The sequence below is a fragment of the Streptomyces sp. NPDC005263 genome (assembly GCF_042872365.1).
Lineage (GTDB): Bacteria > Actinomycetota > Actinomycetes > Streptomycetales > Streptomycetaceae > Streptomyces.
In genome coordinates, this window is sequence record NZ_JBIAKJ010000008.1 from 1 (window position 1) to 13,887 (window position 13,887).

Consider the following 13,887-nt stretch of genomic DNA (forward strand, 5'->3'; position numbering starts at 1 on the left):
ACCAACGGGCAGCACGCCTATTACCAGCTGATCCATCAGGGCACCAAGCTGATCCCGGCGGACTTCATCGGGTTCGCCCGGCCTCTCGGGGAGCTGAGTGAGGGGCTGCGGGCGCAGCACGATCTGCTGATGGCGAACTTCTTCGCGCAGACGCAGGCGCTGGCGTTCGGCAAGACCCCTGAGGAGGTGCGTGCGGAGGGTGTGCCCGAGGAGCTGGTGGCGCACAAGACGTTCCAGGGCAACCATCCCACCACGACCATTCTGGCCGGGGAGCTCACCCCGTCGGTGCTGGGCCAGCTGATCGCGCTGTATGAGCACAAGGTGTTCGTGCAGGGCGCCGTGTGGAACATCGACTCCTTCGACCAGTGGGGCGTCGAACTCGGCAAGGTCCTCGCCAAGCGCGTCGAACCCGCCCTCACCCAAGGCACCGACGTACCCGGCCTCGACTCCTCAACCGCCGCTCTCGTGGCCGCCTACCGCGGCCTCAAGGAAGTGAAGTGACATGACAGCGATGCAGCTCGGCCTCATCGGCCTCGGCAAGATGGGCGGGAACATGCGCGAGCGGGTCCGCCGCGCCGGCCACACCGTCATCGGCTACGACCGCAACGCCGAAGTCTCCGACGTGAGCAGTCTGGCCGAACTGGTCGACAAGCTCGAAGCCCCGCGCACCATCTGGGTGATGGTGCCGGCCGGCGCGGCCACCCAGTCGGTGGTCGACGAACTCGGCGACCTGCTGTCCGCCGGCGACACCGTGGTCGACGGCGGCAACTCCCGCTGGACCGACGACGAGAAGCACGCCGAGGAGCTCGGCGCCAAGGGCATCGGCTTCGTCGACGCCGGCGTCTCCGGCGGCGTGTGGGGTCTCAAGAACGGCTACGCCCTGATGGTCGGCGGCGACAAGGAGCACGTCGACCGGCTCCAGCCGATCTTCGAGGCGCTGAAGCCGGAGGGCCCCTACGGCTACGTCCACGCGGGCAAGGTCGGCGCCGGGCACTTCTCCAAGATGGTCCACAACGGCATCGAGTACGCCATGATGCAGGCGTACGCGGAGGGCTGGGAGCTGCTGGAGTCGGTGGACTCGGTCACCGACGTGCGCGAGGTCTTCCGCTCCTGGCAGCAGGGCACGGTCATCCGTTCCTGGCTGCTCGACCTGGCCGTCGACGCCCTCGACGAGGACGAGCACCTGGCGAAGCTGAAGGGCTACGCGCAGGACTCCGGCGAGGGCCGCTGGACCGTCGAGGCCGCCATCGACAACGCCGTGCCGCTCCCGGCGATCACGGCCTCCCTCTTCGCACGGTTCGCGTCCCGGCAGGACGACTCGCCGCAGATGAAGATGATCGCGGCGCTGCGCAACCAGTTCGGCGGCCACGCCGTCGAGTCGGCGAAGAAGTAGGTGCGCCGTGGGGGACCTTCTGCTGGTCCGCCACGGTGAGACGGAGTGGAGCAGATCGGGACAGCACACCAGCTGGACCGATCTGCCCCTCACCGAGCGCGGCGAGGAACAGGCCAAGTCCCTCGCTCCGCTCCTCTCGTCGCGGACCTTCGCCCGCGCGCTGACCAGCCCGCTGGACCGCGCGATACGCACCGCCGAACTGGCGGGCGTCACCGGGGTCGTACCCGACCCCGACCTGCATGAATGGGACTACGGCGGCTACGAGGGCGTCACCACCGTCGAGATCCACCGCACCCGTCCCGACTGGTACCTGTGGACCGACGGCGTACCGCCCGGCCCGGCCGGACACCCCGGCGAGTCGCCCGAGGAGGCAGGCCGGCGCGCCGACCGCGTCCTCGCCCGGGTGGACGAGGCCCTCCCCGACGGGGACGTGATCCTGGTGGCCCACGGCCACTTCCTGCGGGTCGTGACGGCCCGTCGGCTGGGTCTGCCCCCGTCCGAAGGACGACTGTTCCAGCTCGCCACGGGCACCGTCAGCCGGTTGTCCACGGAGCACGACCGGCCGGTCATCGCGGAGTGGAACACCCGGCCGTAGGAACGCCGTAGCGCGAACCGGTCGGAGAAACCCTGTCGTGGGAATCCGGCCGCAGGAACGCCGTAGCGCGAACCGGTCGGAGAAACCCTGTCGTGGGAATCCGGCCGCAGGAACCCGGCCGTAGGAACCCGGCCGTCGTACGAACGGGCCCGGTACCCGGGACGGCTCACCCTGAGCGGTGAGCGCGTCCGGGTGCCGGGCCCGTCGTCTGCCCATTGACAGGGCGGGCCGGGCGCGCCAGAGTCCCCGCTGATGGAGATCGACGACCTGACCCCGGCCGAACTGCGGGTGTGGCGTGCGTTCCCGCGCGGCGAGTCCGTGAACTTTCGCGAGACGGACGACGAGGACACGGCACAGGGCCAGGAGTGGGGTCCCGAACGGACCGTCCGGGCGGCCGTGTTGCGGGCCCTGCTGCTCAACGGGCCGCGTGAGGACGGGGAGATACCCGCCCTGAAACTGGCGGGTGCCCGGATCACCGGCACGCTCGACCTGCGGTACGGGACCTGCGACCACGCCGTACGGCTGAGTCACTGTCACTTCGCGGGAGTCCCCCAGCTGTACGGGGCCCGGCTTCGGCAGCTGAACCTGAGCTCCTCCGTCCTGCCCGGCCTGACGGCCGGCGCGCTGCGGGTGGAGGGCGTGCTGCGGATGTCGGACTGCGTGGTGCGCGGGCCGGTGCGGCTCGGCGGCGCCCAGATCGCGAACGCGCTGTTCATGGAGCGCGCCCACCTCACCGCCGGGCAGGCCACGGAGCCGGTGCTCCAGCTGAACCAGATGACCACCGGCGACGACGTGTGGGCTCCCGAGCTGCGGGTGGACGGCGAGATGCGGCTCAACGGCGCCCATGTCGCCGGATCGATCAACCTGAACGAGGCACGGCTCAGCCGCCCCGGGCATCCCGTGCTCGACGCGGAGACCCTCACCGTGGAGGGTGACGTCCTGCTGCGGCACGCGCGCGTGCGGGGCTGGGTCGGCCTGCGGGGCGCCCGTGTCACCGGCCGCCTCGACCTGTCGTACGCACAGCTGGTGAACCCCGGCGACGCGGCCCTGCGGGCGAGCAGCTGCACGATCGGGGAGCTGTGGCTGCGCAGAGGCACCCCCATGGAGGGCACCCTCAATCTGCGCCGCACCCAGACGGACGTCCTCTTCCTGGAACCGGGGGTCGTGCCGCACGAGGTGCTGCTCAGCGACCTCGTCTACACAACACTCACCCCGCACGAGCCCGCCGAGCGTCGTCTGTCGATGCTGGAGCGGGACGGGGACGGCTATGTCCCGCACGCCTACGAGCAGTTGACCGCGTCCTACCTGCGCATCGGTGACGACCGCGCGGCCCGGCTGGTGCAGCTGGCGAAGCAGCGCCGCCACCGCAGGACGCTGCCCTGGTACGGCCGGCTGTGGGGCCACGTCCAGGACGCCACCGTCGGCTACGGCTTCCGCCCGCTGCGTGCCTGTGGCTGGCTGCTGTCGCTGCTCGCGGTCGGTTCGCTCGCCTACGCCCTGCACCACCCGCGTCCGCTCAAGCCGTCCGAGGCACCGCACTTCGACGCGGTGTTCTACACCCTCGACCTGCTGCTGCCGGTCATCTCCTTCGGCCAGGAGGGCGCGTTCGCGCCGGACGGCTGGTACCAGACGCTGTCGTACGCCCTCGTCATCGCCGGCTGGGTCCTGGCCACGACGGTCTTCGCCGGCGTGACCCGCACCGTCAGCCGCCAGTGAGCCGCCTGACCGCGTGCTGGGCGGCCAGCCGCACGGGGGCGTTCTGGGCGCCGTAGCCCCGGTAACCCTCGTCGCGCTGGACGAGTTCGAAGAAGACCCGGCCGACGGTGTGGGTGTAGCAGTGGCGGAAGGCGCCGTGCGCGTCCCGGTCGTAGAGGATGCCGAGTTCGCGGTACGTCTCCAGCTCCCCGTCGGGGAGCGCGTACCGGGCCGCCAGGTCGTCGTAGTAGTTCGCGGGGATCGGCAGCAGTCGGCCACCGGCGTCGAGGAAGCGCCGGGCCGCGGCGACCACGTCGTCGGTGGCGAGCGCGATGTGCTGGGCGTGGGCGGTGTCGTCGGTGGGGGCCGCGCCGACCGACAGGGCGATGCGCACGCCGCCGTCGGGGGTGGTGACGGCGCGGCTGCGCAGCAGCCCGTAGGGGTCGGCGACGTCGACGCTCTCCTGGGCACGGAGCCCGAGCACGCCGCGGTGGAAGAGGGCCGCCTCGTCGAAGTGGTGCCAGGGCTGGGTGAGGGCGAGGTGGTCGACGCCGGACACGCCTCCGGTCGCTGCCGGGTGCTGGACGTCCTCGAAGTCGGCCCGCCAGTCGGGGAGTTCGGGGTCGCCGGTGGCGCAGAAGAACAGTTCCGTGCCGTCGGGCGCGGCGACCGCGTCGAGCGGGGCGTCCGCGGGGGCGCGTCGGCGGGGCAGCACGGGGGCGAGCAGCGCCTCGGCACGGCGGGCGGCGCCCGCGGGGTCCGGTGACTCGAGTCCGATCGCGGCCAGGTGGGTGCCGTCCCGGCGTACGGCCGTGCCGGTGTTGACCAGGACGCGGGCCTCGCCCTGCTGCCACAGGTCGACGGGCTTGCTGCGGTGGCGTGCCGTGCGGGCGAAACCGAGCGCGCCCAGCAGGGCACCGACGGGGGCGGCGTCCGGGGTGACCAGTTCGGCGAAGGCCACTGCCGTGGGCACGACCGGGGCGGGCGGTGCGGCGACGCCGACCGTCTCCTGGAGGACCAGCAGCGAGCGCCGGGCGTCCACGGCGGTGGGGCCGGCCTCGGCCTGCCGGAAGACGTCGTTGAAGATCTCCAGGGAGAGCGGGCCGTCGTAGCCGGTGGCGAGGACGTGGCGCAGGAGCCCGGCGACGTCGAGGCCGCCCTGGCCGGGGAAGCAGCGGTAGTGGCGGCTCCACTGGAGGACGTCCATCGCGAGCAGGGGGGCGTCCGCGAGCTGGAGGAAGAAGATCTTCTCTCCGGGGATGTCGGCGATCCCTTCCAGGTCCTTCGGTCCGGAGCATCGGGACAGGATGTGGAAGCTGTCCAGGCAGGTGCCGAGCGCGGGGTGACGGGCCGTCTCGACGATGCGCCAGGCGTGGTCGTAGGTGCTGACGTGCCGTCCCCAGGCCAGCGCCTCGTAGGCGACCCGGATGCCGAAGTCCTGTGCCAGGTCGGCCAGTTCGCTCAGCTGCTCGGCGGCGAGCGCGTCGTCGTCCACGGCGAGCGGGGAGACGCTGGAACAGACCAGGACGGTGTCGGCGCCGAGGCGTCCCATCAGCTCGAACTTGTGCCGGGCGCGCCGCAGGTTGCGGGCCGACTCGTCGCGCGGCACGGCCTCGATGTCGCGCAGGGGCTGGTAGAGGTCGACGGTGAGACCGAGGTCGGCGCAGCGGGCGCGGATCTCCTCGGGGGTGAGGGGGCTGGCGAGCAGATCGTTCTCGAAGATCTCGACGCCGTCGAAGCCGGCCCGGGCCGCGGCGGTGAGCTTCTCGGTGAGGGATCCGCTCAGCGAGACGGTGGCGATGCACGTGCGCACCTCGGTACCTCTCTCTCCTCGGGTCGTGTCGGGGGCCGTCGCGGCTCTCTATCGGGGGGTCCGCACGGCCCCGGTCAGCTCGGCGAACGCGGCGAGCATCCGCGCGCTGTCGGGTTCCCGGCCGGTGAACAGGCGGAAGGCGTCGACGGCCTGGAAGACGGCCATGCCGCCGCCGTCGAGGGTGGCGCAGCCCAGTGCGCGGGCGGTGCGCAGCAGCTCCGTCTCCAGGGGGCGGTAGACCACCTCGGCGACCCACAGCCGGGGGCGCAGCAGTTCGGCGGGCAGGGGCAGGCCGGGGTGGGCGGCCATTCCGGTGGGGGTCGCGTTGATGAGGCCGCCGGTTCCGTCGGCCTCGGCGAGCACGTCGGGCAGCTGGTCGGGGCCCGCGGCGGCGGCCCGGCCGTCCCCGAAGCTCCGGTTCAGTGACGCGGCGAGGGCGGCGGCCCGCTCGGGCAGCGCGTCGACGAGGGTGACGCGCTCGGCGCCGAGGGTGAGCGTGGCGTGCGCGACGGCCGCGCCCGCGCCGCCGGCGCCCAGCTGCACGACGCGCTCCAGCGGTGCGTCGGGCAGGCCGCGTGCGAAGGAGGCGGCGAAGCCGGTGACGTCGGTGTTGTGGCCGATGGCACGGCCGCCGTCGAAGACGACGGTGTTGACCGCGCCGAGCGCCTCGGCCTGCGGGGAGAGGGTGTCGAGGTGCGGGATGACCAGCTGCTTGCAGGGGTGGGTGATGTTCAGCCCGTCGAAGCCCAGGTCCCGGGCGGCCCGCACCAGGTCGCCCACCGCCTCCGGCGGCAGGCCCAGGGTGTCGATGTCGATCAGCCGGTAGAGGTGACGCAGGCCCTGGTGGTCGGCCTCCCGCTGATGCAGCGCCGGGCTCAGCGAGGGGCCGATTCCGGCACCGATCAGCGCCACGAGATACGAGTCCTTGGGCACGTGGCCTCCTGAGCCGCTCAACAATGTACTAACCAGTGAGTTAGTCATAGCAGCAGGCGCGGCCCCTGGGAAGCCCCTGCCCGGGAGACGGACACGCCCGGACGTCCGCACGCCGGGGCTTCTACAATCACCGGCACAGGCCCTACCGCCCGAAGGAACCCGATGACCAGCGTCGACGAACCGGCAGCACCGAACGGGCGGATCCGTGACGCCGCCCGTACCCAGGCCGAGATCCTCGACGTCGCCACCCAGGAGTTCGCCCGGGCCGGCTACGACGGGGCCCGGGTGGACGAGATCGCCGCCCGCACCCGCACCACCAAGCGGATGATCTACTACTACTTCGGCGGAAAGGAGCAGCTGTTCACGACCGTCCTGGAGCGGGCGTACGGCGTGATCCGCGAGGCCGAGCAGCGGCTCGACGTCGAACACCTCGACCCGGTCGCGGCCATCCGGCGCCTGGCCGAGCTCACCTTCGACCACCACGAGCAGCACCCGGACTTCATCCGCCTGGTCAGCATCGAGAACATCCACGGCGCCCAGCACATCGCCGCCTCCGAGAAGCTCGGCAGGATCGGCTCGCCCGCCCTCGACGTGATCCGCCGGATCCTGGCGACGGGCCAGGAGTCCGGCCTGTTCACGGCCGACGTCGACGCTGTCGACCTGCACGCGATGATCAGCTCGTTCTGCTTCTTCCGGGTGGCCAACCGGCACACCTTCCGCGTGCTGTTCGACCGCGACCTGGTGGACCCGGCCGAGCGCGAGCGCTACCGCACCATGCTGGGCGACATGGTGATCGCCTACCTGACGGCTGAACGCTCGGCGCAGTGAGCGCGCCGCGCGACCTCTTGACACCCGGGGAAACAACGGCGCAACATCCCACCCACCGCGACTAACTACCCAGTGGGTTAATTAGCCGAGATCCGGCACCTCCCCTTCCGCTCACAAGGAGCACGCCGTGTCCGTCCCCACCGCCTCCCCGCCCACCGGCCAGCCGAAGAAAGCCGCCACTGCGGCCTGGATCGGCAGCGCCCTGGAGTACTACGACTTCTTCATCTACGGCAGTGCCGCCGCGTTGATCTTCCCCGAGGTCTTCTTCGACGAGTCCGACCCGGCCACCGCCACCCTGCTGTCGCTGGCCACCTTCGGTGTCGCGTACGCCGCCCGCCCCGTCGGCGCCCTGTTCCTCGGACACATCGGCGACCGGGTCGGCCGTAAGAAGATCATGGTCTTCACGCTGATCCTGATGGGCCTGTCGACGTTCCTCATCGGCTGCCTGCCGACCCGCGCCCAGGTCGGCACCCTCGCGCCCGTCCTGCTGGTCCTGTGCCGCGTGCTGCAGGGCATCTCGGCGGCGGGCGAGCAGGCCAGCGCCAACTCGATGACGCTGGAACACGCGCCACCGCACCGGCGCGGCTTCTTCACCAGCTTCACCCTCAGCGGCACCCAGGGCGGGCAGCTCCTCGCCACCCTGGTCTTCATCCCGGTCGCCGCGCTCCCCGACGACCAACTGCTGTCCTGGGGCTGGCGGATCCCGTTCTGGCTGAGTGTCGCGGTCGCGGTCGTGGGCTATGTGATCCGGCGCAAGCTGGACGAGACCCCCGTCTTCGCCCAGCAGCAGGCCTCGGGCGAGGGCGTCGCCAAGCTGCCGCTGGCAGTGCTGCTGCGCGAGCACTGGGCGGATGTGCTGCGGGTGATCGCGGGCGCGCTGGTCGCCTCGGTCAGCACGATCTTCACGGTGTGGGCGCTGGCGTACGCGACGAGCGACTCCGTCGGGATGAGCCGCTCCTCGATGCTGTGGGTGGGCGCGCTGGCCAACCTGGTCGCGCTGGCCGCGATCCCGCTGTGGGCCGTCCTGTCGGACCGGGTCGGCCGCCGCCCGGTGTTCCTGATCGGCGCCGCGGGCAGCGCGGTGGCGATGTTCGCCTACCTGTGGGCGATCTCCACGGGCTCCTACCCGCTGACCCTCGTCCTCGGCGTGGTCGCCTTCGGTGTCCTCTACAGCGCCGCGAACGGCGTGTGGCCCTCCTTCTACGGCGAGATGTTCCCGACCCGCGTCCGCCTGTCCGGCATGGCGGTCGGCACCCAGATCGGCTTCGCCGTCGCCGGGTTCGCGGTCACGTTCGCCGCGCAGATCGCCGGCCCGGACGGCGCCGACTGGTCCGCGGTGGCCCTCTTCACGGCGGCCCTGTGCGTACCGCCGGTGGTCGCCGCCCTGTCCGCCCGCGAGACCGCGAAGGTGCCGACCGAGGAACTCGGCGAGCGGACGCGGCCGGAGGCCTCCCAGCCGGAGACGGTGGGGGCCTGACGGCCTGACGGCTCTGCTCCGGGTCCTCGACCGTCACACCCCACTCGTCGTTCCCGTACGGAGCGGGCCGCAGCACTCGCCGCACCCGCCCGTGCGCCCACAGCGGGGCGGACCGCTCCCCACGGCCGCCCCGCCCCCGGCGCTACCCGAGGCCTCAGCTCTCCTTCCACACCATCAGCTTCAGCACGGCGCTGGTGATCCGCACCGGCACCGTTTCGAAGGTCTTCAGCCGGATGCGCATCTGGCGACGGGAGCCGACGCGGCCGGTGAGGGGTAACTTGCCGAACGTGTCGCCGGAGGTGCCGATGAGCTCCCCGATGGGGTGGTCGGTGACGTACGCGCCGGTGGAGTCGACCTCGGACTGGCGCATCTGGAGGGCGTGGCCCGCGGGGAGACCGGAGACACGCAGGTTGAGTTCGCCGGTGAAGCGGGCCGGGCCGCGGACGAAGACGGAGCCGTCATCGGCGTGGCCGCCGGGTTCGTCGGCCCACTCGGCGGTGAACTCGATGGCGTCCCAGTCGCCGCCGGGCCTGAGCGTGAACGGCGCGTCGATGCCGAGGTTCACGTAGAGGGGCATGGGGTCCTCCTTCTCCCAGTGGCCGGCCGGCAGCGCCAGGCAGTCGGCCAGATCACGACGGAAGTCCTTCATGTCGAAGCCGCGCGGGTCGGGCTTCCAGTCGCTCCACTCGAGGTGGCCGATCGCGCTCTTGCGGCCCCAGCCGTGGGCGCGGCAGATCGCGGCGTTGGCCTTGACCATCGCCACGTACTGCACACGCGGCCACGGGTCCTTGCCGTTGCCGAGGTTCTCGCACTCGAAGCCGTAGAAGTAACGGTTGCCGTCGACCGCGCCGGCCGAGCCCTCGTGCTGGTGCGTGGCGGGCGGGCGGTCTCCGTACGACTCGTCGCGCACGGCGGCCAGCACGGCTCCGGCACCGCCGCCGGCGTGGTTGGCGCGGCCGTTGCCCACGAGGTGGACGACGCCGTCCTTGGTGATGCAGCCGGTGGCGAGCGGGCCGGGCAGGTCGCTGCGTCCGTCGTAGACGAGGTCGACGACGTCGACTCCGGATCCGGTCGCGGTGTGGTGGTTCATCACGCCGTACACCGGGCCCCAGGCGCCGACACCGTTGCGGTTGTGGGTCCGCCAGCTGCGGACCTCGTGCACGGTGCAGCCCTCGGCGAGCAGTGCGGCGAGCAGTCTGGAAGCCGTGAGTGGTGTGGCCATCTAGCCTCCGTTTCCCTCTCGTTGTCCCCGTCATGTCGCCGTACGCAGCGTAGGGCGGCCTGGCGGGGACCGCTGAGGAATCCGAACGATCACAGGAACTCACAGGAACCGCATGCCCGGACTCACGCGGGAATGCCGTACGCCCGTTCCACCCGCAGTCGCACCACCAGGCGGCCGTCCCGGACCATGGCGGCCCGGTAGTCGTCCCAGTCGGGGTGCTCGCCGACCACGTCACGGTAGAGGCGGACCAGTTCCTCGACGGTCTGGTCGTACGGGTCCTTCGCGACGGGCAGGAGGTCGGCGGTGCCCTCGACCACCGTGTAGGCGCGATGGTCCGCAGAGGTCACGTGGTACGAGGCCCGCGGGTCCCGTCGCAGGTTGCGGGTCTTGGCACGGTCGTCGGTGACCGAGATCCGGACGACCCCCTCCTCCGGGTAGTAGTGGTGGCTCACGTTCGAGAGCTGGGGACGGCCGTCCCGCTTGAGGGTGACCAGCACCCCGCTGCGGCCGTCGGAGAGCAGCGCGAGCAGTGCGTTCTGTTTCGGGTCCTGAGTCATGCCAGCGACAACCTGAGGGGGCGAGGTGCGCATTCCCCCCGTCGTGGGCAGCGGGGACGGAAGATCACTGTGACACTGGCGACGATCTTGGGAGTGCGGGTCCCCGGACGTCTGTTCCTGCGCGACGATGATGTCTGAGGCCGTTTCCGGCGGGTAGGACGGACCGCACCTCGACGAACGGTGACGGAGGAGAACGATGGCACAGCTGCGGCAAGAGGTGGACCCCCGCGAGGTCGGGCTGGACGCCAAGGCGCTGGACCGCCTCGACCAGCATGTCGCTCACTACGTGGACGAGGGCCGCCTGCCCGGTTTCCTGGTGGCTGTCGCCCGCGGCGGCCGTGTCGCCCACCTCACGACGCACGGCCACCGGGACATCGCGGCCGGTCTGCCGGTCGAGCCGGACACGCTGTGGCGGATCTACTCCATGACCAAGCCGGTCACCGCGGTCGCCGCGCTGCTCCTGGTCGAGGAGGGCCGGCTGTCGCTGGACGACCCGGTCGAGCGGTATCTGCCGGCCTTCGCCGAGCCCCGGGTGTACGTCAGCGGCTCCGGCGCCGACCTGGTGACCCGCCCGGCCGCCGGACCGATACGGGTACGGCATCTGATGACCCACACCGCGGGCCTGACCTTCGCCTTCTACCACACCCACCCGGTGGACGCCCTCTACCGTCAGGCGGGCCTGGCGTCGTCGGTGATACCGGGCTCGACCCTGGCTGAGACGGTCGACGTGTACGCGAGTCTGCCGCTGCAGTACGAGCCGGGCACCCAGTGGAACTACTCCGTCGCCTCCAACGTGCTGGGCCGGATCATCGAGGTGGTGTCGGGACAGCCGCTCGACACGTTCTTCGCCGAGCGGGTCCTCGGGCCGCTCGGGATGACCGACGCCGGTTTCCACGTCGCCCCCGAACAGGCGGGCCGACTGGCCGAGTTGTACGGGGACGCCGACGGCGGCGGTATCGAGCCGATCCCCGGACTCCCGCTGCGGGGCCGGCCCCGCTTCCTGTCCGGCAGCGGAGGCCTGGCGGCGTCCGCGCACGACGTGCACCGCTTCATGGAGCTGCTGCGCCGCCGCGGCGAACTCGACGGTGTCCGTCTCCTGTCCCCCGAGTCGGTGGACCTGATGACCTCCAACCACCTTCCGGGCGGCGCCGACCTGCGTGCGGTCGGCAGCAAACCCGCGCACGACGAACCCGGCAACGACGGCGTCGGCTTCGGCCTCGGCGTCTCCGTGGTCACCGACCCGTCCCGCACCCTGGCGCCCGCGGGCCTCGGCACGTACGGCTGGAGCGGGGTGGCGACGACGACGTTCTGGGTGGACCCGAGCCGCGACCTGACCGTGCAGTTCATGACACAGCTACGGCCGAAGAAGTCCCTCGCGCTCTTCCCGGACCTCAAACGGCTGGTGCACGAGGCGGTCACCGACTAGCGCCCCTCTACGCCCCTGGTTCGAGGCCCAGTTCACGGCATGCCTGATGGAACCGGTCCAGGCAGCGTCCCCAGGCGCCGCCCACCTCGAAATCGAGCAGCTGCGGCAGCAGGGCGGCCGAGAAGTCGGTGCTGGACTCCTTCGGCAGCAGGGACGGGAGGTTGTCGATGGCGATGAGATCCAGCGGGGGTTCCTCGCGCAGCCGCCGGGCGGGCTCCTCCCAGTCGGTGGTGCGGTCGTAGACCGGCAGGACGTTCAGGGGTGAGCCGACGTCGCAGGTGACGTCGCACAGGGTGCGCAGCCGACGGGCGGGGGTGTCGAGGTCCACGTCGCGGAGGAAGGGCGGGACGGGGGTCGTGGCGAGGACCGCGTTCACCATCACGTCGTGCGCGAGCAGGGCCGGCCGGTCCAGGTCGTGGGTCTCTTCCAGGTCCCAGCTGGTGGGTTCGACGCCGGCCGTGCGGAGGGCCACCCGCGCGCCCCGTCCGCTGCGGCCGAGGGCGCCGATCACCAGGGCGGTGAACTCCTCGTCCCCGGCGACCGGACGCAGCGTCGCGTCCAGGGCGTCCTTGTCGGTGGGCGTCAGGGGTGCGGCGAGGCGGCCCCGGTGCTGGAGCACGGCGAGGGCGGCGCCCAGGTAACCGGCCCAGAAGCCGAACGCCGCGAGGCGACGGCCGGTGTCGTTCACCAGGTATTCGAGGTCGAACAACGCCCCTTTCCCGGCGGTGAACCGGCCGAGCAGGGCGGCGGCGGACGGCTGCCGTTTGTAGGCGTGCCCGAAGAAGATGTGCCGGTGCCTCAACTCGGCTGGTTCGTCGGGGAGTTCCTTCAGCCCGAGGATGACGGCGTCGGTCGGCGCCGAGATCCACGACCCGGCCGGGACGACCCGGCAGCCGGCCGCCTCGTACTGCTCGACGGGAAAGATCCGCTGCGGGGACTCCTCGACGGTGAGCGTCACTCCGTTCTCGACGAGCCCGCGGGCGTCGGACGGCACGATCGGCGTGCGCCGCTCGGTGGTGCGGACCTCGTGGCGCAGCCACAGATGGAGCTCGGTCATACCAGGTGGGCCTCCGGTCGCGGTGCGTCGGCCGCGAACCGGCCGGCGCCGAGCGGGCTGACGTTCACGAAGGGTACGCGGCCGCCCAGGTACAGGTCGCGGATGACCTCGCCGACGGCGGGTCCCCGGGGGAAGCCGTGGCGGCGCCCACCGCGGGCGCGGCGGTCGGCGCCGGAGTGGCACCGGCCGACCGCCGCGGGGCCCGGGGTTCAGGAGGAGCTGACGACCGCGTCCAGATGGGGCAGGTGGTGGTCCAGACGCTCCCGCTTGGTACGCAGGTAGGTGATGTTGTTCTCGCACGGCGGTATCAGCAGCGGCACCGTCTCCGCGACCTGGATGCCGTGCCGCAGCAGCGCCTCGCGCTTGCGCGGGTTGTTGGACATCAGGCGGACCGAGTTCACGCCCAGGTCGTGCAGGATCTCCGCGGCGACGCCGTAGTCGCGGGCGTCCACCGGCAGACCGAGCGCCAGGTTCGCCTCCACGGTGTCCAGGCCCTCCGCCTGCAGCGCCATCGCCCGCAGCTTGGCGAGCAGGCCGATGCCCCGGCCTTCGTGCCCCCTGAGGTAGACGACGATGCCGCGGCCCTCCGCGGCGACCGCGCGCAGCGCGGAGGCCAACTGGTCGCCGCACTCGCAGTGCTGGGAACCGAACGCGTCACCGGTCAGGCATTCGGAATGCAGACGCGTGAGGACGTCGTCCGTGCCGATCTCGCCGTAGACCAGAGCCACTTGCTCCTCGCCACGGTCGTGATCGAGATAGCCGACCGCCTGGAATTTCCCGTAGACGGTGGGCAGCGGGGCATTCACGACGCGTTCCACACCCGTGCGCTGCGGCGACTTCTTGCCGAGCACGCCAATTTTTTCTGTCATGATCTGGTTCCTAAGCAGAGAC

Annotated in this window: 12 protein-coding genes and 2 pseudogenes; 7 read left to right on the top strand and 7 right to left on the bottom strand. The window is 71.6% G+C overall.

Features of this window, described 5'->3' with window-relative positions:
• The 4 genes and pseudogenes from ACFYRY_RS31210 to ACFYRY_RS31225 all read left to right on the top strand — a co-directional run.
• Window positions 1-501: pseudogene (locus tag ACFYRY_RS31210) on the top strand (glucose-6-phosphate isomerase); the annotation flags it as partial.
• Between the two features lie 10 nt (window positions 502-511).
• Window positions 512-1,393: a phosphogluconate dehydrogenase (NAD(+)-dependent, decarboxylating) gene (gene gnd / locus ACFYRY_RS31215; protein ID WP_389153880.1), complete on the top strand. Its 882-nt coding sequence runs from the start codon at window positions 512-514 to the stop codon at window positions 1,391-1,393.
• 7 nt (window positions 1,394-1,400) lie between these two features.
• Window positions 1,401-1,988, top strand: coding sequence for a histidine phosphatase family protein (locus tag ACFYRY_RS31220; protein ID WP_389153025.1), 588 nt, complete (start codon window positions 1,401-1,403; stop codon window positions 1,986-1,988).
• 252 nt (window positions 1,989-2,240) lie between these two features.
• Entirely contained in the window at window positions 2,241-3,704 is a 1,464-nt protein-coding gene (locus tag ACFYRY_RS31225) for a membrane-associated oxidoreductase (protein ID WP_389153028.1), read from the top strand.
• On the opposite strand, the gene ACFYRY_RS31230 is transcribed toward ACFYRY_RS31225, so the two are convergent.
• Together ACFYRY_RS31230 and ACFYRY_RS31235 are read right to left on the bottom strand one after the other, a co-directional pair.
• A complete protein-coding gene (locus ACFYRY_RS31230; RefSeq protein ID WP_389153031.1) occupies window positions 3,691-5,496 on the bottom strand; it encodes a bifunctional sugar phosphate isomerase/epimerase/4-hydroxyphenylpyruvate dioxygenase family protein in 1,806 nt (601 codons plus the stop codon). The two genes, ACFYRY_RS31225 and ACFYRY_RS31230, sit on opposite strands and share 14 nt — an antisense overlap.
• A 48-nt stretch (window positions 5,497-5,544) precedes the next feature.
• Window positions 5,545-6,429 carry a shikimate dehydrogenase gene (locus ACFYRY_RS31235; RefSeq protein ID WP_389153034.1) on the bottom strand — a complete coding sequence of 295 codons (885 nt, stop codon included), beginning with the start codon at window positions 6,427-6,429 and terminating at the stop codon, window positions 5,545-5,547.
• A 162-nt stretch (window positions 6,430-6,591) separates the two neighbouring features.
• Between ACFYRY_RS31235 and ACFYRY_RS31240 the strand changes: the two genes are divergently transcribed.
• Together ACFYRY_RS31240 and ACFYRY_RS31245 are read left to right on the top strand one after the other, a co-directional pair.
• The gene (locus ACFYRY_RS31240; RefSeq protein WP_389153037.1) at window positions 6,592-7,257 is read left to right on the top strand and encodes a TetR/AcrR family transcriptional regulator; all 666 of its coding nucleotides are present in this window, start codon (window positions 6,592-6,594) and stop codon (window positions 7,255-7,257) included.
• Window positions 7,258-7,384: 127 nt separating this feature from the next.
• The gene (locus tag ACFYRY_RS31245) at window positions 7,385-8,734 is read left to right on the top strand and encodes an MFS transporter (RefSeq protein WP_389153040.1); all 1,350 of its coding nucleotides are present in this window, start codon (window positions 7,385-7,387) and stop codon (window positions 8,732-8,734) included.
• Between the two features lie 154 nt (window positions 8,735-8,888).
• Here the strand turns inward: ACFYRY_RS31245 and ACFYRY_RS31250 are convergent, their stop codons facing one another.
• Together ACFYRY_RS31250 and ACFYRY_RS31255 are read right to left on the bottom strand one after the other, a co-directional pair.
• Window positions 8,889-9,956, bottom strand: a complete 1,068-nt coding sequence (locus ACFYRY_RS31250) for an N-acetylmuramoyl-L-alanine amidase (RefSeq protein WP_389153043.1) — start codon at window positions 9,954-9,956, stop codon at window positions 8,889-8,891.
• A 122-nt stretch (window positions 9,957-10,078) separates the two neighbouring features.
• A complete protein-coding gene (locus ACFYRY_RS31255) occupies window positions 10,079-10,513 on the bottom strand; it encodes a PPOX class F420-dependent oxidoreductase (protein WP_389153046.1) in 435 nt (144 codons plus the stop codon).
• A 196-nt stretch (window positions 10,514-10,709) separates the two neighbouring features.
• On the opposite strand from ACFYRY_RS31255, the gene ACFYRY_RS31260 reads away from it, so the two are divergent.
• Window positions 10,710-11,939, top strand: a complete 1,230-nt coding sequence (locus tag ACFYRY_RS31260) for a serine hydrolase domain-containing protein (protein ID WP_389153049.1) — start codon at window positions 10,710-10,712, stop codon at window positions 11,937-11,939.
• Window positions 11,940-11,946: 7 nt separating this feature from the next.
• Here the strand turns inward: ACFYRY_RS31260 and ACFYRY_RS31265 are convergent, their stop codons facing one another.
• The 3 genes and pseudogenes from ACFYRY_RS31265 to ribA all read right to left on the bottom strand — a co-directional run bounded on the left by ACFYRY_RS31265 (window position 11,947) and on the right by ribA (window position 13,865).
• Window positions 11,947-12,996: a saccharopine dehydrogenase gene (locus tag ACFYRY_RS31265; protein ID WP_389153052.1), complete on the bottom strand. Its 1,050-nt coding sequence runs from the start codon at window positions 12,994-12,996 to the stop codon at window positions 11,947-11,949.
• Window positions 12,993-13,154, bottom strand: a pseudogene (locus tag ACFYRY_RS31270) (sarcosine oxidase subunit beta); the annotation flags it as partial. The gene ACFYRY_RS31265 and the pseudogene ACFYRY_RS31270, both read right to left, overlap by 4 nt.
• Before the next feature lie 51 nt (window positions 13,155-13,205).
• Window positions 13,206-13,865, bottom strand: coding sequence for a GTP cyclohydrolase II (gene ribA, locus ACFYRY_RS31275; RefSeq protein ID WP_389153055.1), 660 nt, complete (start codon window positions 13,863-13,865; stop codon window positions 13,206-13,208).
• Between the last annotated feature and the right edge of the window lie 22 nt (window positions 13,866-13,887).

Excerpts from the sequence above, each read along its gene's own strand:
- ACFYRY_RS31255 (WP_389153046.1), bottom strand. The coding sequence starts at position 10,513 with ATGACTCAGGACCCGAAACAGAACGCACTGCTCGCGCTGCTCTCCGAC.
- gnd (WP_389153880.1), top strand. The coding sequence starts at position 512 with ATGCAGCTCGGCCTCATCGGCCTCGGCAAGATGGGCGGGAACATGCGC.
- ACFYRY_RS31260 (WP_389153049.1), top strand. The coding sequence starts at position 10,710 with ATGGCACAGCTGCGGCAAGAGGTGGACCCCCGCGAGGTCGGGCTGGAC.
- ACFYRY_RS31225 (WP_389153028.1), top strand. The coding sequence starts at position 2,241 with ATGGAGATCGACGACCTGACCCCGGCCGAACTGCGGGTGTGGCGTGCG.
- ACFYRY_RS31250 (WP_389153043.1), bottom strand. The coding sequence starts at position 9,956 with ATGGCCACACCACTCACGGCTTCCAGACTGCTCGCCGCACTGCTCGCC.
- ACFYRY_RS31240 (WP_389153037.1), top strand. The coding sequence starts at position 6,592 with ATGACCAGCGTCGACGAACCGGCAGCACCGAACGGGCGGATCCGTGAC.
- ribA (WP_389153055.1), bottom strand. The coding sequence starts at position 13,865 with ATGACAGAAAAAATTGGCGTGCTCGGCAAGAAGTCGCCGCAGCGCACG.
- ACFYRY_RS31265 (WP_389153052.1), bottom strand. The coding sequence starts at position 12,996 with ATGACCGAGCTCCATCTGTGGCTGCGCCACGAGGTCCGCACCACCGAG.